The organism is Leifsonia sp. 115AMFTsu3.1, from assembly GCF_004362795.1.
GTDB lineage: Bacteria > Actinomycetota > Actinomycetes > Actinomycetales > Microbacteriaceae > Leifsonia.
Genome location: NZ_SNYB01000002.1, coordinates 1,642,678 through 1,665,973, shown reverse-complemented (window position 1 = coordinate 1,665,973; position 23,296 = coordinate 1,642,678). Strand labels below are relative to the sequence as shown.

Here is a 23,296-nt window from a genome sequence, read left to right as displayed (position 1 = left end):
CCTAGGCGGAGCGCTTGCGGAGCAGCGCGATGAACATCCCGTCGGTGAGGTGCCGGTGCGGCCACAGCTGGACGGTGTCGCCGTCGCCCGCGAGATCGAGCCGTTCGACGGCGATGGACTGCAGGGTGTCGGCGGTCGCCTGCGGTTCGAGCAGGTCGCCGTGGCGCTCACGCGCGTCGGCGACGACCCCGCGGGTCTCGGCGAGGTGCGGTGAGCAGGTCACGTAGGCGAGCAGGCCGCCGGGCTTCAGAGCGGCGATGGCCGAGTCGAGCAGCGCCGACTGCAGCGCGGTCAGCTCGGCGACATCCCGTGGGCTCTTCCGCCAGCGCGCCTCCGGCCGGCGGCGGAGCGCGCCGAGCCCGGTGCACGGGGCGTCGAGCAGGATGCGGTCGAACGCTTCGGGATGCTCGGCGCCGACGACCGTACCGTCCAGCTCCCAGACCGGCACCTCCAGCGGCACCGGAGCGAGCGCGCGCCGCACCAGCTCGGCGCGGGCGGGGACCAGCTCGTTCGCGACCAGGGTCGCGCCGCCGGTCAGCGCCTCGGCGGCGAGCAGAGCCGCCTTCCCGCCGGGGCCGGCGCACAGGTCGAGCCAGCGCTCCCCCGGCCGTACCGGCTCTGAGCGGGTCAGGGCCAGGGCGGCCAGCTGCGAGCCCTCGTCCTGCACGCGGATGCGTCCCTCGGTCTTCTCGACGATCCCGAACGGGTCGCCGCCGCCGACGGTGAAGCCGGGGGGCGAGAAGCGGTCGTCGCGGGCGTCGTCCGGCTTGTCGACGAGACCGGGCAGTGCGATGAGGTTGACCCGCGGCGCGGTGTTGTCGGCCTCCAGGAGCTGCTCCAACTCCCCCACCCGGCCCTCGGCGTCGAGCGATCGGCGCAACGCGCGGACCACCCAGACGGGATGCGAGTACAGCGCCGACAGGCGGTCGTCGTCGTTCTTCGCCCGCGACGCCACCTCATCCCGCCACTCGTCGGGAGTGTGGCGGCCGATCTCGCGCAGCACGCCGTTCACGAAGCCGGTGCCCGAGCGGCTGCCGACGCTGCGCGCCAGCCCGACCGACTCGTTGACCGCCGCGTGCGACGGGACGCGCATCGACAGCAGCTGGTGCGCGCCCAGCCGCAGCACGTCGAGGAGAGGCGGGTCGATCCGCTCGACGTCACGGCCCGCCGCGATGGCGATGACCCGGTCGTAGTAGCCCTGCATCCGCAGCGTGCCGTAGGTCAGCTCGGTGGCGAGGCCTGCATCCGCCGGCGAGAGCCCGGCGCGAGCGATGCGTGTCGGAAGGAGGAGGTTGGCGTAGGCGTCGGAATCGCTGACCGCCTGCAGCACGTCGAGGGCGACCTGGCGGGCCGGCTGGACGCGGGTCTGCGGCGGACCAGAACGCGGACGGGGCCGGCGGGCGCGGTTGCGGTCGTCGCGCGGCGCGTTCATGCGAACACCACCCCGGTCGATCCGGCAGCGGAGGCGGACGCGGAGGCGACTCCGCGCAGCCAGTCGGCGGCGGGCATCGCGCGCTTGCCGGCCGGCTGGACGGTGACGAGCTCCAGCGGAGCGGTCCCCGTCCCGACGAGCACCCGCTTGCCGCGCAGCTCGACCGCGCCGGGAGCCACGGGCTCCTCGCCGTCGGTCGTCCGCGCTTCGTGCACCTTGAACCGCTCGCCGTCCAGCAGCACGAACGCGCCCGGCTCCGGCGTCACGCCGCGCAGCCGCGCGGAGACCCGCTCGGCCGGTTCGGTCAGGTCGAGCCGCGCATCCTCGAGCGTCAGCTTCGGCGCCAGCGTGACTTCACCCTCCTGTGGCGTTGCGACGGCCGTGCCCGCGGCCAGCGCGTCGGCGGTGTCGGCCAGCAGGGCCGCGCCCTCCTCGGCCAGGGCGGAGAGCAGCTCGCCGGCCGTCTCATCCGGGCCGATGGGACGTCGCAGCTCGGCGTACACATCCCCCGCGTCGAGCTCCGGCACGAGATGGAAGACCGCCGCGCCGGTTTCGGTGTCCCCGGCGATCACGGCGCGCTGCACGGGCGCGGCGCCCCGCCAGCGCGGGAGCAGGGAGAAGTGGAGGTTGACCCAGCCGAGGCGCGGAAGCGACAGCAGCGGCTCGCGCACCAGGCCGCCGTACGCCACCACCACGCCGAGATCGGGCTGCAGGGCGGCGATGCGCTCGGTCACGTCGTCGCCGAGGCGGTTCGCCTTGATCACCGGCAGTCCGAGACGCTCCGCAGCCTCCGCGACGGGCGACGGGGTCAGCACGCGCTTGCGGCCGAGCGGCGCATCCTCACGGGTGACGACGGCGACCACCTCGTGCCGGGCCGCGACGGCCTCCAGGGACGGGAGGGCGACGGCCGGCGTTCCGGCGAAGACGATGCGCATGGAGAAGGTTCTTTCGGTTCGGGACGGCGACCCAGCCTACTCTGCGAAGCTCACGACCGGCCGCGAGCGGCGGCAGCCCGGGGTCGGCTCCTAGAGGATCTCAGGATCGTCGAAGCGCACCCGGAGCGTCGGGGCCGGACGGTAGCCCGGCCGTCCCGCCGGCGCGCGACGACGGCGGGTCGCGTTCTTCACGACGGCGGCACGGACGGACGCCGCGACGTCAGCGCCGTGCGCGTACTCGAACCGCAGCACGGCGCGGACGAGGTCGGGCCCGGAGCGGGCGGCGCGCGCCGACGGACCCTCCGCCTCCACCGGCGCGGGCCCCAGGACGTCGATGAGGAGGGAGCGGTCCACCGCATCCAGCACTTCGGTCACGGTCGCCTCGGACCCAGTCACCGAGGCGAGACGCACCGCGGGCGGGAAGCGCAGCTCGCGGCGGTCCACCAGCTCCTCGTGCGCGAACTCGACCAGGCGCCCGGTCGCGAAGTCGCGCGCCAGCGGTCCCCCGACCCCGACCAGGACGGTCGGGGCGCCGGGTGCGGCGAGCCCGGCCGCACTCTGCCACCAGCGCAGACAGTCCTCGGCGACGTGCAGGCTCTCGCGCGCCAACATCCGCTCGCCGTCCAGCAGCAGCACCGCCTGGTACCCGCCCTCGGCGATCGGCTCGGCGCCCCGGGTCGCAACGACGAGCGCGGGCGCCGACCCGACGCGCTGCACGGGATGGTCGCCGTCGGCGAGGATGACGCGCGTGCCCGGGAACGCGCGTCCCAGCTCCTCCGCGGTGCGGCCCGAGCCGACGGTGACCAGCCGGAACCGCCGGTGCTCGCAGTGCTCGCACTGCCAGTCGGTCGCGAGCCGGCCGCAGACGGTGCACGACGGCGGCGAGCCCGCGCGCGTCTGGTGCAGTGCGCCCTTGCAGTTCATGCACCGCGCCGCCTGGCCGCAGTTCGCGCAGGCGATCACCGGAGCGTAGCCGGGGCGCCCGACCTGCACGAGCACCGGGCCGCGCGGCCGTCCGCTCTCGCCGTTGAGCGCCTCACGGGCGGCGCGCCAGGCCGTCGACGGGATGCGCGCGGCGCGGGCCATCGGCTCGGGCGCCTGCTGATTGGCGGTGAGCACCACCTTCGGGGTCTGGATGCGCTCCGGCGCGATGTCGCGCAGCCAGCCGAGCTCCACCAGGCGCTGTGCCTCAACGCTGCGGATGTTGCCGCTCAGCACCAGCGCGCAGCCCTCGAGCTCCTGCCGGACGAGGGCCGCATCCCGCGTGTGCACGTACGGGCTCAGCGGCTCGGCGTGCAGAGGGTCACTGTCCTCCCAGACCGCGATCAGGCCGAGCCGCTCGGCGGGGGCGTAGACGACCGAGCGGTTGCCGATGACGATGCGCGGACCGGAGAGCGCCTCCAGGAAGCCGTGGTACCGGTCGGGATTCGCCTGCCCGGCGTCGGCGCGCACGACCGCGTGCGCGGGAGCGGTGACCGCGAGTGCTGCGGCCAGCTGCTCCAGGTCGCGGTGATCGGGAACGGCGACGATCGCAGTGCGGCCGCCGCGCCAGCAGTCGGCGGCCAGCGCCGCCAGGGTGACCGCCCACTCGCCGACCCAGGTGCCGTCGGGCAGCGGCACGAGGCGCGGGATGGCGCGGAGCGCGATCCGCTCGTCGCGCGCGACCGCATCCTCCAGCACCCGCTCTCCGTACCCGCGCACCGCCACGGCCGCCCCCGACAGCTCCTGAGTTTTTCGGCCTTCAGATGGCGTGTCGGGCGGAAAAACTCCGGAACTGTCGGCGGCGGCGGCTCGAGCAGCGAGCCACGCCTTCTCGACGCGCACCATCCGGCCGGGGACGGCCAGGCGCAGGATGTCGCTCGCCGTGCCGGCGCTCCGATCCGCGAGCCGCCGCGCCAGCCGCCACACGCTCGGCGTGAGCACCTGGGCGGGCGAGACGACGGCCTCCAGCGGGCTCAACGTCCCGTCGTACCCGTCGTCCGGCTCGCCGACCTCGACCAGGTAGCCATCGGCGACACGGCCGGCCGACCGCAAGGGGACGCGCACGCGCACGCCCGGTTGCGCCTCGGCGGCGAGCTCCTCGGGGATGCTGTAGTCGAAGAGGTGGTCGAGCTGCGGGAGCGGCGAGTCGAGGACCACCCGGGCGACCCGTCCGGCCGCCGCCACCGCTAGATCCCCGCGGCCGAGCGCAGGTCGTCGACGCGGTCGAGCCGCTCCCAGGTGAACTCGGGGAGCTCGCGGCCGAAGTGCCCGTAGGTGGCCGTGCGCGCGTAGATCGGACGCAGCAGGTCGAGGTCGCGGATGATCGCGGCCGGCCGCAGGTCGAAGACGTCGCGGATCGCGCCGATGATGCGCTCCTCCGGAACCTTCGCGGTGCCGAAGGTCTCTACGTACAGCCCGACAGGCGCCGCCTTGCCGATCGCATACGCGATCTGCACCTCGAGCCGGTCGGCGAGCCCGGCGGCGACGGCGTTCTTCGCCACCCAGCGCATGGCGTACGCCGCCGAGCGGTCGACCTTCGACGGGTCCTTGCCCGAGAACGCGCCACCGCCGTGGCGGGAGGCCCCGCCGTAGGTGTCGACGATGATCTTGCGGCCGGTGAGGCCCGCGTCGCCCTTGGGGCCGCCGATCTCGAAGCGTCCGGTCGGGTTGATGAGAGTCCGGATGTGCGAGGTCTCGAGGCCCGCGGCGTGCATCACCGGGTTGATGACCTCCTCGATCACCTCCGCCTGCAGCTGCTCGTTGGAGACCTGGGGAGCGTGCTGCGTCGACAGCACGACCGTCTGCACCGACTTCGGCACGGCGCCCTCGTAGCCGATGGTCACCTGCGTCTTGCCGTCGGGTCGGAGGTAGTCGAGCGTCCCGTCCTTGCGGACGGACGCGAGACGCTCCGCGAGGCGGTGCGCGAGCCAGATCGGCAGCGGCATGTACTGCGGGGTCTCGGTGGTGGCGTAACCGAACATGATGCCCTGGTCGCCCGCGCCCTGACGGTCGAGGTCGTCGTGGCTCTGCTCCGCGCGCGTCTCGAGGGCGTTGTCGACGCCCTGCGCGATGTCGGGCGACTGCGCGCCGATCGAAACGGACACACCGCACTGGGTGCCGTCGAAGCTGACGTCGGACGAGTCGTACCCGATCTCGACCAGCTTGTTGCGCACCAGGGCCGGGATCTCGACGTAGCCGTTCGAGGTCACCTCGCCGGCGACATGCACGAGACCGGTGGTGACGAGGGTCTCCACGGCGGCGCGGCTGTGCGGGTCGACGGTGAGCAGCGCATCCAGGATGCTGTCGGAGATCTGGTCGCAGATCTTGTCCGGGTGCCCTTCGGTGACGGACTCGGACGTGAAGAGACGCAGATCTGCCATTGTTCTCCCTGGTCGACGGGGCGCTTGTCTCACGACCGGATTCCTCCGGCGCAAGCGTGTTTACGCGATGACGTCGAGGATACGGTCGGCCACCGACAGCTTGCTGCCCGAGGCCTCCATCACTATATCGCCGCCCTTGCGCAGGACCACGACCTCATTGCTCTCCGTTGCGAAGCCCTGCGACCAGCCCACCTGATTGAGCACGAGGAAGTCGCTGCCCTTGGCGGCGAGCTTGGTGCGGCCGAGCTCGATGAGGGCCTGCGGGTCCGGCTCGGTCTCGGCCGCGAACCCGACGACGACCTGGTCGTCGCGCTTGTGCGCGGAGAGCCCGGCGAGGATATCCGGGTTGGCCACCAGCTCCAGCGTCAGGGTGTCGCCGTGGTCCGACTTCTTGATCTTGGCCTCGCGGGTCTCGGCCGGACGGTAGTCGGCGACGGCCGCTGTCATGATGACGACGTCGGCGGCGCGGGCAGCCTCCTCGACCGCCTCCTGCAGTTCGAGCGCGGTCTGCACCTCGATGAGCTCGACGCCCTCCGGCGGTTCCACCTCGAGGTGCGCGGCGATGAGTACGACGTCAGCGCCGCGAGCCTGCGCGGCGCTGGCGATGGCGACGCCCTGTCGACCGCTGGACCGGTTGCCGAGGAAGCGGACGGGATCGAGCGGCTCGCGCGTCCCCCCGGCGGTGATGACCACGCGCTTCCCGGCGAGGTCGACACCGCCGCGCGGGCGCCGGGCGGCCTCGTTGGCGCGGCGTCGCTCGGAGAGCACCACCACGTCGTTCACCGCGGGGGCCTCGGCCGCGGACCCCGCGGCAAGGGCGGCGGGCGCGTGAGCGGGGGCTTCGACCGCGCGCGGCATCGCCCCGGCGGCACGCAGGGCGGCCCGGACGATGACCTCCGGCTCCTCCATGCGGCCGGGGCCGGAGTCGGCGCCGGTCAGCTGACCGCTCGCCGGCCCGACGACCGTGACGCCGCGGCCGCGCAGAGTTGCGATGTTCGCGACCGTGGCCGGGTTCCGCCACATCTCCGTGTGCATCGCGGGCGCGATGACCAGGGGCGCGGTGGACGCGAGGACGGTGTTGCCGAGCAGGTCGTCGGCCAGGCCGGCGGCGAGCTTGGCGATGGTGTTCGCTGTGGCCGGTGCGATGACGATCAGGTCGGCGGACTGGCCGATCGCGACGTGACGGACCTCCGCGACGCCCTCGTACAGGTCGGTTGCGACCGGGTTGCGGCTGATGGCCTCGAGCGTCGGCCTGCCGACGAACCGCAGAGCGGCCTCCGTCGCGACCACGTGCACAGAGTGACCCTCGAGGACCAGGGCGCGAATGACACCGACGGCTTTATACGCAGCGATGCCGCCGGTCACTCCGACGACGATGGTCAATCGTGGGCTCAACGGCGGCACCTCTCCTCGGCCGGGGCCTCCCGGCTGCGGTCGTCCTGCGGTGTTGTCTTCTGCCTCTGTCTTACTCGGCGGCGATCGGCTTCAGGACGAGCTTGTCCTCGTTGATCTCGTGGAGCGCGACCGACAGCGGCTTGTCGTCGACGGACGAGTCGACCAGCGGGCCGACGTTGTCGAACAGGCTGCCCTCGTGGAGGTCGGCGTAGTAGTCGTTGATCTGGCGGGCCCGCTTGGACGCGAAGATCACGAGCGCGTACTTGGACTCGACGCGCGACAGGAGGTCGTCGATGGGCGGGTCGATGATGCCGTTGTTGCTGGTGGCCACGGATGCTCCTTGCTCTGGGCGATCGGGCGCTGGGCCGGATCGGACGACCGCGAGAGGCGGCCGAGGACGGTGGGCGCGCCGGCGACGGCGCGGAGGAAGGTCATGGACGCGCTGGCGCCGCACGGACCTTCATCAAGTCTACGACCTCGCGGGCCGCCTCGGCGACGTCGTGGTTGACGACCTTGTAGTCGAACTCGTCCTGGGCGGCCAGCTCGACCTTCGCCGTCTCCAGACGCCGCTGCTGCTCGGCCGCATCCTCCGTGCCACGCCCGATGAGGCGCCGCACCAGTTCGTCCCAGGTCGGCGGGAGGAGGAAGATCAGGCGGGCCTCCGGCATCGACTCGCGCACCTGGCGGGCGCCCTGGAGGTCGATCTCCAACAGCACGCTGCGTCCCGCGGCGAGGGCTTTCTCGATCGGAGCGCGCGGCGTGCCGTAGCGGTAGGCGTTGTGCACGGTGGCGTGCTCGAGCAGCTCGCCGGCCGCGATCATCCGGTCGAACTCGGCGTCATCGACGAAGTAGTAGTTGATCCCGTCGACCTCGCCCGGGCGCGGCGCACGAGTGGTCGCGGAGACCGACAGCAGCACGTCGGGATAGTGCTCTCGGATGTAGGTGGAGACGGTGCCCTTGCCGACCGCGGTCGGACCGGCCAGCACGACCAGCCGGTTGCGCTGGCGCGCGCTGCGGTTCTCGCGCTCGATGAGGTACTGGCGCAGCCGGAGCCGCTGGTGGCGCCCCAGGCCGCCGAGGCGCTTCGCGGGCGAGATGGCGAGCCGGTCCAGCGCCTCCTGCATCTTCGTCGTGCCGATGGCGGGCACGCTGAGCAGGAACTCGGTCACCCGCAGCCGTCCCTCGACACCCTCCGGGTCGGCGGTCGCGCGGTCGAGCACGACGAGCGGCGACACCTCGCGCGACGCGATCGCGGCCTTCACCGCGGCACGTGCACGGCGCGCGGCGACGGCGGCCTGGGAGGCGGCCTGACGGTCGACCTCGGGCGGTGCAGGGCGCAGGGAGGCGGCCTCCCGGGTGGATGCGGCCTCAGACATGCGCGGACCGCACCTCCTCGGCGCGACGCGCGATCGCGTCGGCCAGACCCGTAGGCCCTGCCGTGAGGAGCCCGCGCGACTCGCTGACGATCACACCGGTCGCGAGCGAACCGAACAGCCGCGGCGCATCCTCGACCCGGGCGCCCTGGTGCCCGAATCCGGGCGCGAGCACCGGGAGTGCAGGTGTCCGCTCCCCCGCCGTCGCCACATCGATCCCGTAGTGGGCGAGCTCGACGGTCGCGCCGAGCACCAGCCCGACCGATCCGAAGGGCGCGCCGCCCGGCTGCTCCTGATTGAACGAATGCACGTCTTCGATGATCGCACGAGCAACGGACTGTCCCGCCCGAGGCCCGGAGCGGACGACGGCCTGCTGCACATCCGCCGCCTCCGGGTTGGAGGTCGCGGCCAGGACGAAGAGTCCTTTGCCGGCCCGCTCCCCCAGCGCCATGGCGTCGGCGAGCGACCCGACCCCCTGGTAGGCGGCGACGGTCATCGCGTCGGCCTCCAAAGGAGACCCGGGAGTCAGCCACGCCTCCGCGTAGGCAGTGACGCTCGTTCCGATGTCGCCGCGCTTGACGTCGGCGATCACCAGGAGACCGGCGGCCCGAGCGGCGGCCAGCACCTCCTCCAGCGCGCCGTAGCCCGCGGCGCCGAAACGCTCGAAGAAGGCCACCTGCGGCTTGACGATCCCCGCCCGGCCGGCTGCGGCCTCCACCACCGTCAGCCCGAAGGAGCGGAGGCCGTCGGCCGACGCCGGGAGCCCCCAGGCCTCGAGCAGGTGCGCGTGCGGGTCGATGCCGACGCACAGCCGCCCCTCCTCGGCGAACACCCCCGCGAGGCGCTCCCCGAACCGCGCCCCGCGCCCGCCCGACGGCTCCTGAGTTTTTCGGCCCGCCACCGGCGTGTCGGACGGAAAAACTCCGGAACTGTCGGCTGCGGGAGCAGGGGCCGTCATGCTCGGGCGGCCCTCTCGACGGCGTACTCCTGGAGGGACTTCACGTCGAAGCCCTCGCGGATGGCGTCCAGCGACGCGACAGCGGCGCTCAGCTCGGCGATGGTCGTAAAGAGCGGCTTGTCCGCCGCGACCGCCGCGGCACGGATCTCGTACCCGTCGGCGCGAGCGGACCGCCCGCTCGGGGTGTTGATCACCACATCCACCTCGGCGCGGTTGATGATGTCGACGATCGAGTCGCCGCCGCTCTCCTGGGCCTCGCTGTGCTTGCGCACGATGCGGGCCGCGATGCCGTTGCGGTTCAGCACCTCGGCCGTTCCCTCGGTCGCGACGATCTCGAAGCCGAGCTGGTGCAGCCGGAGCACCGGGAGCACGACCGCGCGCTTGTCGCGGTCGGAGACGGACACGAACGCCGTCCCGCCGAGCGGCATGCCGCCGTATGCGGCCGACTGGCTCTTCGCGAACGCCGTCGGGAAGTCCTTATCGATGCCCATGACCTCACCGGTCGAGCGCATCTCCGGGCCGAGCACCGAGTCGACGACCGTGCCCTCCTTCGTCCGGAACCGCTTGAACGGCAGCACGGCCTCCTTCACGGCGACCGGCGAGTCCATCGGGATGCGCGAGCCGTCCTGATCGGGCAGCAGACCCTCTGCGACCAGGTCGGCGATCGTCTCGCCCACCATGATGCGGGAGGCCGCCTTGGCGAGCGGGATGCCGAGCGCCTTCGAGACGAACGGCACCGTCCGCGACGCGCGCGGGTTGGCCTCGAGCACGTAGAGCACGCCCGCGCCGATCGCGAACTGCACGTTCAGCAGGCCGCGCACGCCGATGCCCTCGGCGATCTTCCGTGTGGCCTCGCGCACACGGTCGATCTCGCGGCGGCCGAGCGTGATCGGCGGGAGGGTGCACGACGAGTCGCCGGAGTGGACGCCGGCCTCCTCGATGTGCTCCATCACGCCGCCGATGTACAGCCGCTCGCCGTCGAACAGGGCGTCGACGTCGATCTCGATCGCGTCGTCGAGGAAGCGGTCGACCAGCAGTGGATGCGACGGGCCGACGATGCCCTGGCCCGCGACCCGCTCGAAGTAGTCGGCGAGCGATGCGCTGTCGTACACGATCTCCATGCCGCGACCGCCGAGAACGAAGCTCGGACGCACCAGCACCGGGTAGCCGATCTGCTCGGCGACGTGCGAGGCGCTCGGGAAGTCGACGGCGGTGCCGTTGCGCGGCGCGACGAGACCGGCGTCGTCGAGGATGCCGGAGAACAGTCCGCGCTCCTCCGCCAGGTCGATGGCCTCCGGCGTGGTGCCGAGGATCGGGACGCCCGCGGCCTCGAGGCCCTTCGCGAGCCCCAGCGCCGTCTGGCCGCCGAGCTGCACGACCACGCCGACGAGCTCGCCGGACTGCGACTCTGCGTGGATGATCTCCAGCACGTCCTCCAGCGTCAGCGACTCGAAGTAGAGCCGGTCGCTGGTGTCGTAGTCGGTCGACACCGTCTCCGGGTTGCAGTTGATCATGATCGTCTCGAACCCGGCGTCGTGCAGCGCGAACGACGCGTGCACGCACGAGTAGTCGAACTCGACGCCCTGCCCGATGCGGTTCGGACCGGAGCCCAGGATGACGACCTTGCGCTTGTCGCTCGGCTCCACCTCGGTCTCCAGGTCGTAGCTGGAGTAGTGGTACGGCGTGAGCGCCGGGAACTCGCCCGCGCAGGTGTCCACCGTCTTGTACACCGGCCGGACACCGAGGATGTGGCGCACCTCGCGCACGTCGGCCTCGCCGAAGCCGCGCAGCTCGCCGATCTGCGCGTCCGAGAACCCGTGGTCCTTGGCGTAGCGCAGCGTGTCGGTGTCGAGCGTCGGGGCGTCGCGGATCTGGTCGGCGACCTCGTTGATCAGGACGATCTGGTCGATGAACCAGGGGTCGATCTTCGTGGCCTCGAACACCTGCTCCGGCGTCGCGCCGAGGCGCAACGCCTGCTGGACGTCGACGATGCGGCCGTCGGTCGGCGTCGCGATCGAGTCGAGCAGCTCGTCCACGGTGCGCGTCTGCGGCCCCCAGTGGAACGACGAGCCGCGCTTCTCGAGCGACCGGAGCGCCTTCTGCAGCGCCGAGCTGAAGCTGCGGCCGATGGCCATCGCCTCGCCGACCGACTTCATGGTCGTCGTCAGCGTCGGGTCGGCGGCGGGGAACTTCTCGAACGCGAATCGCGGGACCTTGACGACGATGTAGTCGAGCGTCGGCTCGAAGCTCGCCGGGGTCACCTTGGTGATGTCGTTCGGGATCTCGTCCAGCCGGTAGCCGATGGCGAGCTTCGCCGCGATCTTCGCGATCGGGAAGCCGGTCGCCTTCGACGCGAGCGCCGAGGAGCGGGAGACGCGCGGGTTCATCTCGATGACGATGATGCGGCCGTTCTCCGGGTTCACCGCGAACTGGATGTTGCAGCCGCCGGTGTCGACGCCCACCGCGCGGATGATGTCGATGCCGATGTCGCGCATCCGCTGGTACTCGCGGTCGGTCAGCGTGAGCGCCGGGGCGACCGTGATCGAGTCGCCGGTGTGCACGCCGACCGGGTCGACGTTCTCGATGGAGCAGACGACGACCGTGTTGTCGGCCGTGTCGCGCATGAGCTCGAGCTCGTACTCCTTCCACCCGAGGATCGACTCCTCCAGGAGCACCTCGCTGGTCGGGCTCTGGTGGATGCCGTCGCCGGCGATGCGGCGGAGCTCCTCCGGGGTGTGCGCGAAGCCCGAGCCGAGTCCGCCCATCGTGAACGAGGGCCGGACCACGAGCGGGTAGCCGAGGTCCTCGGCGAACTCGAGGGCCTCATCCACCGTGTGGGCGATGTGAGAGCGCGCGACCTCGGCGCCCGCCTCCACGACGAGCTCCTTGAAGATCTGGCGGTCCTCGCCCTTCTGGATCGCCTCGAACTTCGCGCCGATCAGCTCGACGCCGTACTTCTCGAGGATGCCGTGCTCGTGCAGCTGCATGGCCGCGTTGAGCGCCGTCTGTCCGCCCAGGGTCGGGAGGATCGCGTCCGGGCGCTCCTTGGCGATGATCGTCTCGATGACCGGCCAGGTGATCGGCTCGACGTAGGTAGCGTCGGCGAAGTCGGGGTCGGTCATGATCGTCGCCGGGTTGGAGTTGACGAGGATGACGCGGACACCCTCCGCCTTCAGCACGCGGCAGGCCTGGGTGCCGGAGTAGTCGAACTCGACCGCCTGGCCGATGACGATCGGCCCGGAGCCGATGACCAGGACCGACTGGATGTCTTCGCGTTTGGGCATCAGGCGTTCTCCTGGTTCTCAGTGCCGGCGGACTGGTCGGCGTGCTGAGCGCGCACCATGTCCAGGAAGCGGTCGAAGAGGTAGTTGGCGTCGTGCGGGCCCGCGGCCGCCTCGGGGTGGTACTGCACGCTGAAGGCGTTCAGGTCGAGGCAGTTCAGGCCCTCGACGACGTTGTCGTTGAGGGAGAAGTGGCTCACCTCGACGCGGCCGAAGCCGGCAGGCGAGTCGAAGGACGCGTCGATCGGCGCCTTCACCGCGAAGCCGTGGTTCTGCGCGGTGATCTCCACACGGCCGGTGCGCTTGTCGAGCACCGGCTGGTTGATCCCACGGTGACCGAACGGCAGCTTGTAGGTGTCGAGGCCGAGCGCGCGGCCGAGCAGCTGGTTGCCGAAGCAGATGCCGAAGTACGGCAGCCCGGCGCGCAGGGTCTCCTGCAGGAGCGCGACATGCTTGTCGGAGGCCTGGGGGTCGCCGGGGCCGTTCGAGAAGAACAGCGCCGAGACGCCGAGGTCGAGCACATCCTGCGCGGACACCTGCTGCGGGAGGACGTGGACGTCGAGGCCGCGGGCGGCGAGGTTCTCCAGCGTGGACTTCTTCACGCCGAGGTCGAGGACGGCCACCGAGCCGACCTTCTCGCCGACGGCCGGGACGGTGTACGGCTCGATCGTCGACACCTCGGCCGACAGGTTGCGGCCCTTCATGGGCGCTCCGGCGAGCACCAGGTCCAGCTGCTCGCTGTCGCTCAGCGCGAAGTCATCGCCCGAGAAGACGCCGGCGCGCATGGCACCGGCCGAGCGGATGTGACGGGTCACGGCACGCGTGTCGATGCCGCTGATCCCCACTACGCCCTGGGCGACGAGGTCGTCGTCGAGGCTCCGCTGGGCGCGGAAGTTGGAGACGACGCGGCTGGGCTCGCGCACGACGTAGCCGGCGACCCAGATCTGGCGCGACTCCATGTCCTCGTCGTTCGTGCCGGTGTTGCCGATGTGCGGCGCCGTCATGAGGACGATCTGGCCCGCGTACGACGGGTCGGTCAGCGTCTCCTGGTACCCGGTCATCCCGGTGGCGAACACGGCCTCGCCGAGCGTGCGCCCGCGGGCGCCGTAGGCCCGGCCGACGTACCGTTTTCCGTCTTCGAGGACGAGCACTGCGGGTTCTGCAGCGAGCACGTCACACCTCCTTGTCGTTCGGGCGGTCGACGCCCGTCGTGTCGTCGCCGGTGGTCTCCGCACCGGCCGTGCCAGCGGTGTCCGACCGCGGCACGAGATCTTCGATGGCCGCGGCGAGCTGCGCGCGGCCGGCCGGGTCGACGACCCGGACGTAGCTGTCGGCGGCGGTGCCGCCGCTGGTGGTCCAGCCGAGGCGGAGCAGGCCGTCCTTCTCGACGACGCGGTCGATGGCGACGCTCGCGGCGCCGATGCCGGTGACGACGGCGGCCGGGATGAACACCGGCTGCTCCCCCGTCACCGCGAGCTCGACGCCCTCCGGCCGGACGGTCACCGTCGCCGTCCCGCGGAACGCCAGCCCCGGCAGGGTGAGCCGCTCCAGGGGCTGACCGGCGCGGGTCGTCGCGACGTACAGCACCTCGGTGGAGGCTGTCGGCGCGCTCAGCGTTCCCGGGGTCGAGTAGCCGCCGCCGGATGCCGTGTCGCGCCGCACGCGCCGGCGCCAGCCGACGACCGCCAGTGCGAGCACGATGACGACGACCGCGAGGATCCCGAGGGTGGGAAGCACCTTATCCATGCGCCGTCACCCCCGCTCCGGCGGCCAGCCGCTCGGCGTCGACCACGGTGCCGTCGAGCACGGTCGCCCGGCCCTGGTGGAAGGTCGCCACGACACGTCCGGGCAGCGTCAGCCCGAGGTAGGGCGAGTTGACGCCCTTGCCCGCGAGGTCGCCGGTCGAGAACGTGCGCGACGCGGTCGGGTCGTAGAGGAAGAGGTTCGCCGCAGCGCCGGCGGCCAGCGGCGCGCCGTAGCCGTCCAGCCGCCCGATCTTGGCCGGGGTGGCGGACAGGACGCGCGCGATGTCGGCCCAGCCGAGCATCCCGTTGTCCACGACCGATGCCTGCACCACCGAGAGCGCCGACTCGAGGCCGACCATGCCGAACGCGGCGGCATCCCACTCGCAGTCCTTCGACTCGACGGGATGCGGAGCGTGATCGGTGGCGACGATGTCGATCGTGCCGTCGGCGAGGCCCGCGCGGAGCGCCTCGACGTCCTCCCGGCTGCGCAGCGGCGGGTTCACCTTGTAGCGCGCGTCATAACCCGTCGCCAGCTCCTCGGTGAGAGCGAGGTGGTGCGGCGTGACCTCGGCGGTCACGTCGATGCCGCGGGCCTTCGCCCAGCGGATCACGTCGACGCTGCCGGCCGTCGAGACGTGGCACACGTGCAGGCGCGAGCCGACGTGCTCGGCGAGGAGCACATCCCGGGCGATGATCGACTCCTCGGCCACCGCCGGCCAGCCCGCAAGACCCAGCTCGCCCGAGAGTGCGCCCTCGTTCATCTGGGCGCCCTCGGTCAGGCGCGGCTCCTGGGCGTGCTGAGCGATGACGCCGTCGAACGCCTTCACGTACTCCAGCGCCCGGCGCATCAGCAGCGGGTCGGAGACGCACTTGCCGTCGTCGGAGAACACCCGGACGCGGGCACGGGACTGCGCCATCGCGCCCAGCTCGGCGAGGCGCTCGCCCTCCAGGCCCACCGTCACGGCGCCGATCGGGCGGACGGTCGCGTAGCCGGCGGCCTCGCCCAGGCTCAGCACCTGCTCCACCACGCCAGCGGTGTCGGCCACCGGCGACGTGTTCGCCATGGCGAACACCGCCGTGAAACCGCCCGCGGCGGCGGCGCGCGTACCGGTCAGGACGGTCTCGCTCTGCTCGTAGCCGGGCTCGCGCAGGTGCGTGTGCAGGTCGACCAGTCCGGGCAGCGCGAGCAGCCCGTCCGCGTCGATCGCCGTCGCGCCCGCAGCGCTCAGCCCGGTACCGGTCTCCACGATCCGGCCGCCCTCGACCAGAAGGTCGGTCCGGGTGCCGTCGGCCAGCGTCGCGCCGCCGATCAGGAATCTCTCGTCCACACTCACCTCACACCGCCGGGCCGTACCTGTTCGGGACCTGCACCCGACAGCAGCAGGTACAGGGCTGCCATCCGCACGGAGACGCCGTTCGCGACCTGCTCCCGGACCGTCGAGCGCGGGGAGTCCGCGGCCGCGGCCGAGATCTCCAGCCCGCGGTTCATCGGTCCCGGGTGCATCACAATGCTATCGGCCCGCAGCCGGCCCAACCGTTCCTCATCCAGTCCCCAGCGTCGCGTGTATTCGCGTGTGGTCGGGAAGAACGCGGCGTTCATCCGCTCGGCCTGGATGCGGAGCATCATCACGACGTCGGGTCCCTCCGCAATCGCCGCGTCGAGGTCGTAGCCGACCGTGGCCGGCCAGCCGGACACATCCACCGGCAGCAGGGTCGGCGGTGCGACCAGCGTGACGTGGGCGCCGAGCGTGCGCAGCAGCCACACGTTCGAGCGCGCGACGCGCGAGTGGAGGATGTCGCCGACGATCGCAACGCTCACGCCGTCGAGGTCCTTGCCGCGCGATGCGGTGCCGTGGAGGCGGCGGCGCATCGTGAACGCGTCGAGCAGCGCCTGCGTGGGGTGCTCGTGCGTGCCGTCGCCGGCGTTGACGATGCCCGCGTCGATCCAGCCGCTCGCCGCGAGCGTCTGCGGAGCGCCGGACGACCCGTGACGGATCACCACGGCGTCCGCGCCCATCGCCTGCAGCGTCTGGGCGGTGTCCTTGAGGCTCTCGCCCTTCGAGACGCTGGAGCCCTTCGCCGAGAAGTTGATCACATCGGCCGAGAGGCGCTTCGCGGCGGCCTCGAACGAGATGCGCGTTCGCGTGGAGTCCTCGAAGAACAGGTTGACGACGGTCTTGCCGCGCAGGGTCGGGAGCTTCTTGACCTCGCGGTCCTGCACATCCGCCATGTCCTCGGCGATGTCGAGCAGCCGGATGGCGTCCTCGCGCGGGAGGTCGCGGGTGGAGAGCAGGTGCCTCATGCGTCGGCCTCCTGCGTCGCGTTCGGTTCGGCGTTCGGGTCCTCGATGGTGACCGACTCGTCGCCGTCCACGTCGGCGAGCCGCACGTAGATGCGCTCCGACGCGGCCGACGGCAGGTTCTTGCCCACGAAGTCGGCGCGGATCGGCAGCTCGCGATGGCCGCGGTCGACCAGCACCGCGAGGCGTACAGCGCGGGGTCGGCCGAGGTCGCTCACCGCATCCAGGGCTGCGCGGATGGTCCGGCCCGAGAACAGCACGTCGTCGACCAGCACGACGGTCTTCCCGTCGATCGGCCCCGGCAGCGAAGTGGGCTGCGGCGTGCGGGTGGGATGCCGTGAGAGGTCGTCGCGGTACATGGTCACGTCGAGCGCGCCCACGATGTCCGCCGGCGACGCGATGGCCGCCGGTTCGATGCGCTGGATGTTCTCGGCGATCCGCCGCGCGAGCACGACGCCGCGGGTCGGGATCCCGAGGATCACCAGGTCGTCCGTTCCCCGGTTGGACTCCAGGATCTCGTGAGAGATCCGAGTCAACGCCCGGGCGATGTCAGCCTGTTGCAGCACGGTGCGCGCTGTCATGCCGACCTCCTTCCCCGCCTCACAGGACGGCTCTTAAAGGATGCCTACGTCGCCCACCCTATCAGCCTCCCGCCTCCAGTCGCCGCCGTCCCCGCCGTCCTCCACTCCGAAACGGAGGAGTCCGCGGGTGTCCGCCCTCGTATCCCCTCCCTTTCCCGCCGACACTCCGGGCGGGACGTCGGAAGTCCTCCGTTTCTCCGCAGCGCCCGCCAGCCGGCAGGGATGGGCGGAACGGAGGAGATAGGGGGCGACACGCCGCCGGGATACGCGAAACGGAGGAGCCGGCGGGCTCCCGCCCGGCGATCTCCTCCGTTTCAGACGGGGTCAGTGGTCGGCGAGGAACGCGGTGAACGCCTTCTTGTCGGTGATGCCGCCGGGATACTGCTTGCCGTTCACGAGCACCGTCGGGGTCCCCTTGATCGTGTCGAGCACCTTCGTGCCGTCGACCTCGATCGGGCCCTTCTGCGAGTGCGCGGTGTTCGCCTGCGCCCACGCCTGGTACGGGCCGCTGTCGGCCAGGCACGAGGTGATGTCCCCCGCACCGGCGTCGCTCGCGCGCTTCGCGAGCTGCTTGTCGGTGAGCCCGTCGGAGTTCTCCTCCGGCTGGTCGGTGAACAGCGCCTGGTAGAACGGCAGCACCGCGCTCCGGTCCGTCACGGCGACGCAGGTCAGCGCCGCGGCCGCCCTGGTCGAGTATCCGGTGCCGTTGGATGCGGCGTCGAGGAAGGTCAGAGGGTGCAAGCGGAGCGTGATCGACCCGTCGTCGACGGCCTTCGCCAGCGTCCCGCCGTTCGTCTGCTCGAACGCGCCGCACACCGGGCACATCGCGTCGAACCAGATGTCGACCTTCTTCTCGCCGTCGCCGGCGGTGATGAAGCCGCCGTCGAAGTCGACAGCGCCGTCCGTGCCGGTCGGCGGCTTGTCGGTGGCCACCGGGACATTGGATGCTCCGCCCAGCAGCGAGCACGCCGCGACGCCGGAGACGATGCCGACCGCCAGCACGGCGGCAGCCGCCGCGCGGGCGACCCGGCGACGCAGAGTCGTTCGCGCCGTCTTCACACCGACCTCGGCCGTGTTCATACCGACCTCGTTTGGGCGATCTTGGCGAGCAGCCCGTTCACGAAACCGGCCGAGTCATCCGTCGAGAGCACCGTGGCCGCCTCGACCGCCTCGGAGATCGCGACACCCTCGGGCACCTCGTCGTTGAACAGAACCTCCCACACGCCGATGCGCAGGATCGCGCGGTCGACGGTGGGCATGCGCGCCAGCGTCCAGCCCTGCGCGTACGTCTCGATCAGCTCGTCGATCTCATCCTCGTGCTCGATGACCCCGTCGAGGATCTCGCGCGCGTACAGCCACGACGCCTCACGCGCAGGCTCGTTCGCCGCGCGCTCGGCCTCGGTCGCCAGCGCCTGCCGGAGCGGCGTCTGCCGCAGGTCGGCGCTGTAGAGCACGTCGAGCGCGCGCTTGCGCGCCTTCGTCCGAGCGCTCATTCAGTCGTTGACGCGGCCGAGGTAGTCGCCCGTGCGGGTGTCGACCTTGACCTTGGTGCCGGTCTCGAGGAACAGCGGGACCTGGATCTGGTAGCCGGTCTCGACCGTCGCGGGCTTGGTGCCGCCGGTGGAGCGGTCGCCCTGCAGGCCCGGCTCGGTGTAGGTGATCTCGAGAACGACGGAGGCGGGGAGCTCGACGTACAGAGGCGAACCCTCGTGCAGCGCGACCGTAACGTTCTGGTTCTCGAGCATGAAGTTGGCGGCGTCGCCGACGACCGGACCCGGGATGGTGATCTGGTCGTAGTCGGACGTGTCCATGAACACGAAGTCGGCGCCGTCCTGGTACAGATACTGGTAGTCGCGGCGGTCGACGTTGGTGATCTCGATCTTGGCGCCGGCGTTGTAGGTGCGGTCGACCGTCTTGCCCGTCGTGACGTTCTTCAGCTTGGTGCGGACGAACGCGCCGCCCTTGCCCGGCTTGACGTGCTGGAACTCGATCACCGTCCAGAGCTGTCCGTCGATGCTGAGGACGACGCCGTTCTTGATGTCAGCGGTTGAGGCCAAGGGGATGTTTCCGTTCGCTCGATGAGAAGTTTCGGGTGGTGCCAGCTTCGCTACGGGAAGCGGCCCACGGTCGGCCGCGCACGGCGGCCCCCAGAGATTCTAGACGTCAGCGGGCGTTTCGGCGAATGAACGCCAGCGCCAGCCGGTACGACTCGAAGCCGAACCCGGCGATGACGCCGGTCGCCACAGCGCTCAGCACGCTGGTGTGGCGGAACTCCTCGCGGGCGTGCGGATTCGACAGGTGCACCTCGATCACGGTGCCTCCCGCCTTCGTCACGAGCGACACCGCATCCCGCACGGCGTAGGAGTAGTGCGTCCACGCCCCGGCGTTCAGGATGACGGGCGCACCCGTGTCCGCCGCCTCGTGCAGCCACCGCAGCAACTGACCCTCGTCGTCGGTCTGGCGCAGGTCGATGGTGTCGTCGCCGGCGTCCTCCGCGAGGACGACGCGCAGGTCGTCGAGGGTGCCGGAGCCGTAGACGTCGGGCTCGCGGGTGCCGAGGCGCCCCAGGTTGGGGCCGTTGAGGACGAGGATGGTCGTCACGTCACTCCTCCCCGTCCTTGAGCGGGCGCACGCGTACCGCCGACCAGGTGTCGTCGACCGCGATGTTGCTCACGCCGCGCCAGCCGTAGGCGCGCGCCTCGCCCGCGACCACGTCGCGGTTGACGTCGGCGCGCCCGCCCTTCGGGTACACGACCCAGACGGCGCGCGCTCCGGATGCCACCGGCAGCTGCTCGGCGTAGCGCGCCAGCAGCTCGTCGCGCGTCCGGACCACGGTGGCGACGATCGCGGCGGACTCCACCGGCGCCTCGGTCGCCCCGTCCGGGAGCGCACCGAGCAGTGCGCGGTCGCCGTCCTCTGCGACCACCAGCGCGATCCCGTCGCCGGGCTTCGCCTGGAACCTCTGCAGCACGGTCTTCTCGGTCACGAGCCCACCTCCTGGTATGCGGCGAACAGCAGGCTCTGATCGGGGCCGGCCAGCACGGTTGGCCGGGCGACATCGTCGAGCACGATGAACCGCAGCATACTGCCCCGGGCCTTCTTGTCGCGCTGCATCGTGGCGAGCAGGGTCTGCCAGCGGCCCAGCGGATAAGAAACCGGCAGGGTCAGCGACTCCAGGATGCGGCGGTGCCGGTCGACGACCTCGTCGCTCAACCGCCCGCTCAGCCGGGCGAGCTCCGCCGCGAAGACCATCCCGACGGAGACGGCGGCGCCGTGCCGCCACTGGTACCGCTCGGCGTGCTCGATGGCGTGCCCGAGGGTGTGGCCGTAGTTGAGGATCTCGCGGAGCCCCTGCTCGGTGAAGTCCTCCCCCACGACCCGCGCCTTGATGCCGATGGACAGCTCCACCAGCCGGCGCAGCTCCGGCGTCTCCGGGGCGGTCGCCTGGTCGACGTCGGCCTCGATGATGTCCAGGATCTCCGGCTCGGCGATGAACCCGTACTTCACGACCTCCGCGAATCCGGCGAGGATCTCGTTCTTCGGCAGGGATGTGAGCGTGTCGAGGTCGCAGATCACGGCGTCCGGCGCGTAGAACGCCCCGACGAGGTTCTTGCCCTCCGCGGTGTTGATGCCGGTCTTGCCGCCGACCGCCGCATCCACCATGCCGAGCAGCGTCGTCGGGACCTGGATCAGCTTCACGCCGCGCAGCCAGGTCGCGGCCACGAATCCGGCCAGGTCGGTGACGGCGCCGCCGCCGAACCCGATGACGGCGTCAGATCGGGTGAAGTCGGCCTGTCCCATGATGCCCCAGAGGAACGACGCCACCTCGACGCGCTTGGCCGCCTCCGCGTCCGGCACCTCGGCGAGCAGCACCTCGTAGCGCCCGACGAGCGACTCGCGCAGTTCGGCGGCCGCAGCGCCCAGCGTCGGCGGGTGCACGACGAGCACCTTGTTGACCGCGTTCCCGAGGTGGTCGGCGAGTTCCAGACGGAGTCCGCGGCCCACGATCACCGGGTACGGATGCGCACCGGGGACCAGGATCTCGGTGGGGGCGTCGGTCATGCGTGTCCTTCCTTCTGCGACTCGACCCAGGTCGCGATCTCCTCGACGATGGTGTCGATGGGACGGGACGAGGTGTCGGCCGTGTAGTCGGCGAGCGAGTGGTAGAGGTCGCTGCGCGCGGCGACGAGGCGCTTCCACGACTCGAGGTCGGTGACCAGCGGCCGCTTGGAGTTGTCGATGCGGCGGGCGATCGCCTCCGGCCGCACGGTCAGCAGCACCACGCGGGTCTCGGCCAGGTCCGCCTGCGTCGCGGGGTCGAGCACGGCTCCCCCGCCGAGTGAGACGACACCCGGTTCACGCACTGCCTCGGCGACGGCCGCCCGCTCCAGCTGGCGGAAGTACGGCTCCCCGTGCTCGGCGAACAGAGCAGGGATGGGGCCGTGCTGCGCCACCACGACGGCGTCCGTGTCGACGAACGGCAGGTGCAGCCGGCGCGCCAGACGCTTGCCGACCCGCGTCTTGCCGGCCGCGGGCGGGCCGATCAGGACGACGGGCGTCGTGAGCTCGGACGACACGGCGTCAGGCGTAGGGGGCGCTGACGCGCTCGGTCGTGAGGTTCTCCGGGATGCTGGCCACGTAGGCGTGGAGGTTGCGGGCCGTCTCACCGATCGAGTCGCCGCCGAACTTCTCGAGCACGGCGTTCGCGAGGACGAGCGCGACCATGGCCTCCGCCACGACTCCCGCGGCCGGAACCGCGCAGACGTCGGAGCGCTGGTGGTGCGCCGGTGCGGCCTCGCTGGTCGCCACATCCACTGTGCGCAGCGCGTGCGGGACGGTCGCGATCGGCTTCATGCCGGCACGGACGCGGAGCACGCCGCCGGTGCTCATGCCGCCCTCGGTGCCGCCCGCCTTGTCGCTCGTGCGCGCGATCGTGCCGTCAGCGGCGACGAGCTCGTCGTGCGCCTCCGACCCGCGACGCGTCGTGGTGAGGAACCCGTCGCCGATCTCGACGCCCTTGATCGCCTGGATGCCCATGAGCGCCGCGGCGAGCTGTGCGTCGAGCTTGCGGTCCCAGTGGACGTGCGAGCCGAGCCCCGGCGGGACGCCGTACGCGAGCACCTCGACGACGCCGCCGAGCGTGTCGCCGTCCTTGTGCGCGGCATCCACCTCGGCGACCATGCGCTCGGAGGTGGCCGGGTCGAAGCAGCGCAGCGGGTCGGCGTCGAGCGTGTCGACGTCCGACGGGCGCGGAAGCGGGGCGTCCTCCGGCACGCGGACCGGTCCGATGGAAAGGGTGTGGCTGACCAGGGTGATGCCCAGTTCGTTCAGGAACGAGCGCGCGACGGCGCCGAGGGAGACGCGGGCGGCCGTCTCGCGGGCGCTCGCGCGCTCCAGGATCGGTCGGGCCTCGTCGAAGCCGTACTTCTGCATACCGACCAGGTCGGCGTGACCGGGACGCGGACGCGTGAGTGCGGCGCCACGGCCGGACTTCAACACCTCCGGGTCGACCGGCTCGGGGCTCATCACGTCGACCCACTTCGGCCACTCGGTGTTGCCGATGCGCAGCGCGATCGGGCTGCCGAGGCTCAGACCGTGACGGACTCCGCCGGACACTTCCAGCGCATCCTGCTCGAACTTCATGCGCGCACCGCGGCCGTACCCGAGCTTGCGACGCGCCAGATCGGCACGGATCGCGTCGAGCGAGACCGGGACCCCGGCGGGAAGACCCTCCAGGACGGCGATGAGTTCGGGACCGTGGGATTCCCCGGCCGTGAGCCAACGAAGCATGATTCGATTCTGGCACAGCGCGGTGACTTCACCGGCAGCGTGACGGCCCACCGCGTCGGCTCCGAACTGTCCTGAATTGGGCCGCTAATGGCGGTGGCCTCTGAGGTTCGCTTGCGGGACGACACCCGCCGCGAACCCCGCCCCG

22 protein-coding genes are annotated in these 23,296 nt (G+C 71.6%); all 22 read right to left on the bottom strand.

Annotation, left to right across the window (positions count from 1 at the left end; genetic code table 11):
* Window position 1: 1 nt before the first annotated feature.
* The gene (locus AXZ95_RS19030; RefSeq protein ID WP_018191192.1) at window positions 2-1,432 is read right to left on the bottom strand and encodes a transcription antitermination factor NusB; all 1,431 of its coding nucleotides are present in this window, start codon (window positions 1,430-1,432) and stop codon (window positions 2-4) included.
* On the bottom strand, window positions 1,429-2,367 hold the full coding sequence (gene fmt / locus AXZ95_RS19025; protein WP_018191193.1) for a methionyl-tRNA formyltransferase: 939 nt from the start codon (window positions 2,365-2,367) through the stop codon (window positions 1,429-1,431). Before fmt ends, AXZ95_RS19030 begins: the two co-directional genes overlap by 4 nt.
* Before the next feature lie 90 nt (window positions 2,368-2,457).
* The gene (locus AXZ95_RS19020) at window positions 2,458-4,533 is read right to left on the bottom strand and encodes a hypothetical protein (RefSeq protein WP_018191194.1); all 2,076 of its coding nucleotides are present in this window, start codon (window positions 4,531-4,533) and stop codon (window positions 2,458-2,460) included.
* Window positions 4,534-4,535: 2 nt separating this feature from the next.
* Window positions 4,536-5,729 carry a methionine adenosyltransferase gene (metK, locus tag AXZ95_RS19015; RefSeq protein ID WP_018191195.1) on the bottom strand — a complete coding sequence of 398 codons (1,194 nt, stop codon included), beginning with the start codon at window positions 5,727-5,729 and terminating at the stop codon, window positions 4,536-4,538.
* A 60-nt stretch (window positions 5,730-5,789) separates the two neighbouring features.
* Window positions 5,790-7,112: a bifunctional phosphopantothenoylcysteine decarboxylase/phosphopantothenate synthase gene (locus AXZ95_RS19010; protein ID WP_018191196.1), complete on the bottom strand. Its 1,323-nt coding sequence runs from the start codon at window positions 7,110-7,112 to the stop codon at window positions 5,790-5,792.
* Window positions 7,113-7,194: 82 nt separating this feature from the next.
* Window positions 7,195-7,455 carry a DNA-directed RNA polymerase subunit omega gene (rpoZ, locus tag AXZ95_RS19005; RefSeq protein WP_018191197.1) on the bottom strand — a complete coding sequence of 87 codons (261 nt, stop codon included), beginning with the start codon at window positions 7,453-7,455 and terminating at the stop codon, window positions 7,195-7,197.
* Between the two features lie 100 nt (window positions 7,456-7,555).
* The gene (gene gmk / locus AXZ95_RS19000) at window positions 7,556-8,500 is read right to left on the bottom strand and encodes a guanylate kinase (RefSeq protein WP_018191198.1); all 945 of its coding nucleotides are present in this window, start codon (window positions 8,498-8,500) and stop codon (window positions 7,556-7,558) included.
* Window positions 8,493-9,455, bottom strand: a complete 963-nt coding sequence (pyrF, locus tag AXZ95_RS18995; RefSeq protein ID WP_269209386.1) for an orotidine-5'-phosphate decarboxylase — start codon at window positions 9,453-9,455, stop codon at window positions 8,493-8,495. The genes gmk and pyrF overlap by 8 nt, the downstream gene beginning before the upstream one ends.
* On the bottom strand, window positions 9,452-12,739 hold the full coding sequence (gene carB, locus AXZ95_RS18990; protein WP_018191200.1) for a carbamoyl-phosphate synthase large subunit: 3,288 nt from the start codon (window positions 12,737-12,739) through the stop codon (window positions 9,452-9,454). Before carB ends, pyrF begins: the two co-directional genes overlap by 4 nt.
* Window positions 12,739-13,908, bottom strand: a complete 1,170-nt coding sequence (gene carA, locus AXZ95_RS18985; RefSeq protein WP_231371289.1) for a glutamine-hydrolyzing carbamoyl-phosphate synthase small subunit — start codon at window positions 13,906-13,908, stop codon at window positions 12,739-12,741. Before carA ends, carB begins: the two co-directional genes overlap by 1 nt.
* Before the next feature lies 1 nt (window position 13,909).
* Window positions 13,910-14,482, bottom strand: coding sequence for a hypothetical protein (locus AXZ95_RS18980; RefSeq protein ID WP_231371288.1), 573 nt, complete (start codon window positions 14,480-14,482; stop codon window positions 13,910-13,912).
* Window positions 14,475-15,809, bottom strand: a complete 1,335-nt coding sequence (locus AXZ95_RS18975) for a dihydroorotase (RefSeq protein ID WP_018191203.1) — start codon at window positions 15,807-15,809, stop codon at window positions 14,475-14,477. Before AXZ95_RS18975 ends, AXZ95_RS18980 begins: the two co-directional genes overlap by 8 nt.
* Window positions 15,810-15,811: 2 nt before the next feature.
* A complete protein-coding gene (locus AXZ95_RS18970; RefSeq protein ID WP_018191204.1) occupies window positions 15,812-16,783 on the bottom strand; it encodes an aspartate carbamoyltransferase catalytic subunit in 972 nt (323 codons plus the stop codon).
* Entirely contained in the window at window positions 16,780-17,361 is a 582-nt protein-coding gene (gene pyrR / locus AXZ95_RS18965) for a bifunctional pyr operon transcriptional regulator/uracil phosphoribosyltransferase PyrR (RefSeq protein ID WP_018191205.1), read from the bottom strand. Before pyrR ends, AXZ95_RS18970 begins: the two co-directional genes overlap by 4 nt.
* 324 nt (window positions 17,362-17,685) lie before the next feature.
* Window positions 17,686-18,441 (bottom strand): thioredoxin domain-containing protein, encoded by a 756-nt coding sequence (locus AXZ95_RS18960; RefSeq protein ID WP_018191206.1) that lies wholly within the window; start codon window positions 18,439-18,441, stop codon window positions 17,686-17,688.
* Window positions 18,438-18,854 (bottom strand): transcription antitermination factor NusB, encoded by a 417-nt coding sequence (nusB, locus tag AXZ95_RS18955; RefSeq protein WP_018191207.1) that lies wholly within the window; start codon window positions 18,852-18,854, stop codon window positions 18,438-18,440. The genes AXZ95_RS18960 and nusB overlap by 4 nt, the downstream gene beginning before the upstream one ends.
* Window positions 18,855-19,418: an elongation factor P gene (efp, locus tag AXZ95_RS18950; protein ID WP_018191208.1), complete on the bottom strand. Its 564-nt coding sequence runs from the start codon at window positions 19,416-19,418 to the stop codon at window positions 18,855-18,857. It abuts the gene before it with no gap.
* Between the two features lie 106 nt (window positions 19,419-19,524).
* Window positions 19,525-19,962, bottom strand: coding sequence for a type II 3-dehydroquinate dehydratase (locus AXZ95_RS18945; protein ID WP_018191209.1), 438 nt, complete (start codon window positions 19,960-19,962; stop codon window positions 19,525-19,527).
* 1 nt (window position 19,963) lies between these two features.
* On the bottom strand, window positions 19,964-20,347 hold the full coding sequence (locus tag AXZ95_RS18940) for a hypothetical protein (RefSeq protein ID WP_018191210.1): 384 nt from the start codon (window positions 20,345-20,347) through the stop codon (window positions 19,964-19,966).
* On the bottom strand, window positions 20,344-21,423 hold the full coding sequence (gene aroB / locus AXZ95_RS18935; protein ID WP_018191211.1) for a 3-dehydroquinate synthase: 1,080 nt from the start codon (window positions 21,421-21,423) through the stop codon (window positions 20,344-20,346). The genes AXZ95_RS18940 and aroB overlap by 4 nt, the downstream gene beginning before the upstream one ends.
* The gene (locus tag AXZ95_RS18930) at window positions 21,420-21,938 is read right to left on the bottom strand and encodes a shikimate kinase (protein WP_018191212.1); all 519 of its coding nucleotides are present in this window, start codon (window positions 21,936-21,938) and stop codon (window positions 21,420-21,422) included. Before AXZ95_RS18930 ends, aroB begins: the two co-directional genes overlap by 4 nt.
* Window positions 21,939-21,942: 4 nt before the next feature.
* Window positions 21,943-23,151: a chorismate synthase gene (gene aroC / locus AXZ95_RS18925; RefSeq protein WP_018191213.1), complete on the bottom strand. Its 1,209-nt coding sequence runs from the start codon at window positions 23,149-23,151 to the stop codon at window positions 21,943-21,945.
* Window positions 23,152-23,296: the final 145 nt, after the last annotated feature.

Excerpts from the sequence above, each read along its gene's own strand:
- AXZ95_RS19030 (WP_018191192.1), bottom strand. The coding sequence starts at position 1,432 with ATGAACGCGCCGCGCGACGACCGCAACCGCGCCCGCCGGCCCCGTCCG.
- fmt (WP_018191193.1), bottom strand. The coding sequence starts at position 2,367 with ATGCGCATCGTCTTCGCCGGAACGCCGGCCGTCGCCCTCCCGTCCCTG.
- metK (WP_018191195.1), bottom strand. The coding sequence starts at position 5,729 with ATGGCAGATCTGCGTCTCTTCACGTCCGAGTCCGTCACCGAAGGGCAC.
- gmk (WP_018191198.1), bottom strand. The coding sequence starts at position 8,500 with ATGTCTGAGGCCGCATCCACCCGGGAGGCCGCCTCCCTGCGCCCTGCA.
- pyrF (WP_269209386.1), bottom strand. The coding sequence starts at position 9,455 with ATGACGGCCCCTGCTCCCGCAGCCGACAGTTCCGGAGTTTTTCCGTCC.
- carB (WP_018191200.1), bottom strand. The coding sequence starts at position 12,739 with ATGCCCAAACGCGAAGACATCCAGTCGGTCCTGGTCATCGGCTCCGGG.
- AXZ95_RS18980 (WP_231371288.1), bottom strand. The coding sequence starts at position 14,482 with ATGGATAAGGTGCTTCCCACCCTCGGGATCCTCGCGGTCGTCGTCATC.
- AXZ95_RS18970 (WP_018191204.1), bottom strand. The coding sequence starts at position 16,783 with ATGAGGCACCTGCTCTCCACCCGCGACCTCCCGCGCGAGGACGCCATC.
- pyrR (WP_018191205.1), bottom strand. The coding sequence starts at position 17,361 with ATGACAGCGCGCACCGTGCTGCAACAGGCTGACATCGCCCGGGCGTTG.
- AXZ95_RS18960 (WP_018191206.1), bottom strand. The coding sequence starts at position 18,441 with ATGAACACGGCCGAGGTCGGTGTGAAGACGGCGCGAACGACTCTGCGT.
- nusB (WP_018191207.1), bottom strand. The coding sequence starts at position 18,854 with ATGAGCGCTCGGACGAAGGCGCGCAAGCGCGCGCTCGACGTGCTCTAC.
- aroB (WP_018191211.1), bottom strand. The coding sequence starts at position 21,423 with ATGACCGACGCCCCCACCGAGATCCTGGTCCCCGGTGCGCATCCGTAC.
- aroC (WP_018191213.1), bottom strand. The coding sequence starts at position 23,151 with ATGCTTCGTTGGCTCACGGCCGGGGAATCCCACGGTCCCGAACTCATC.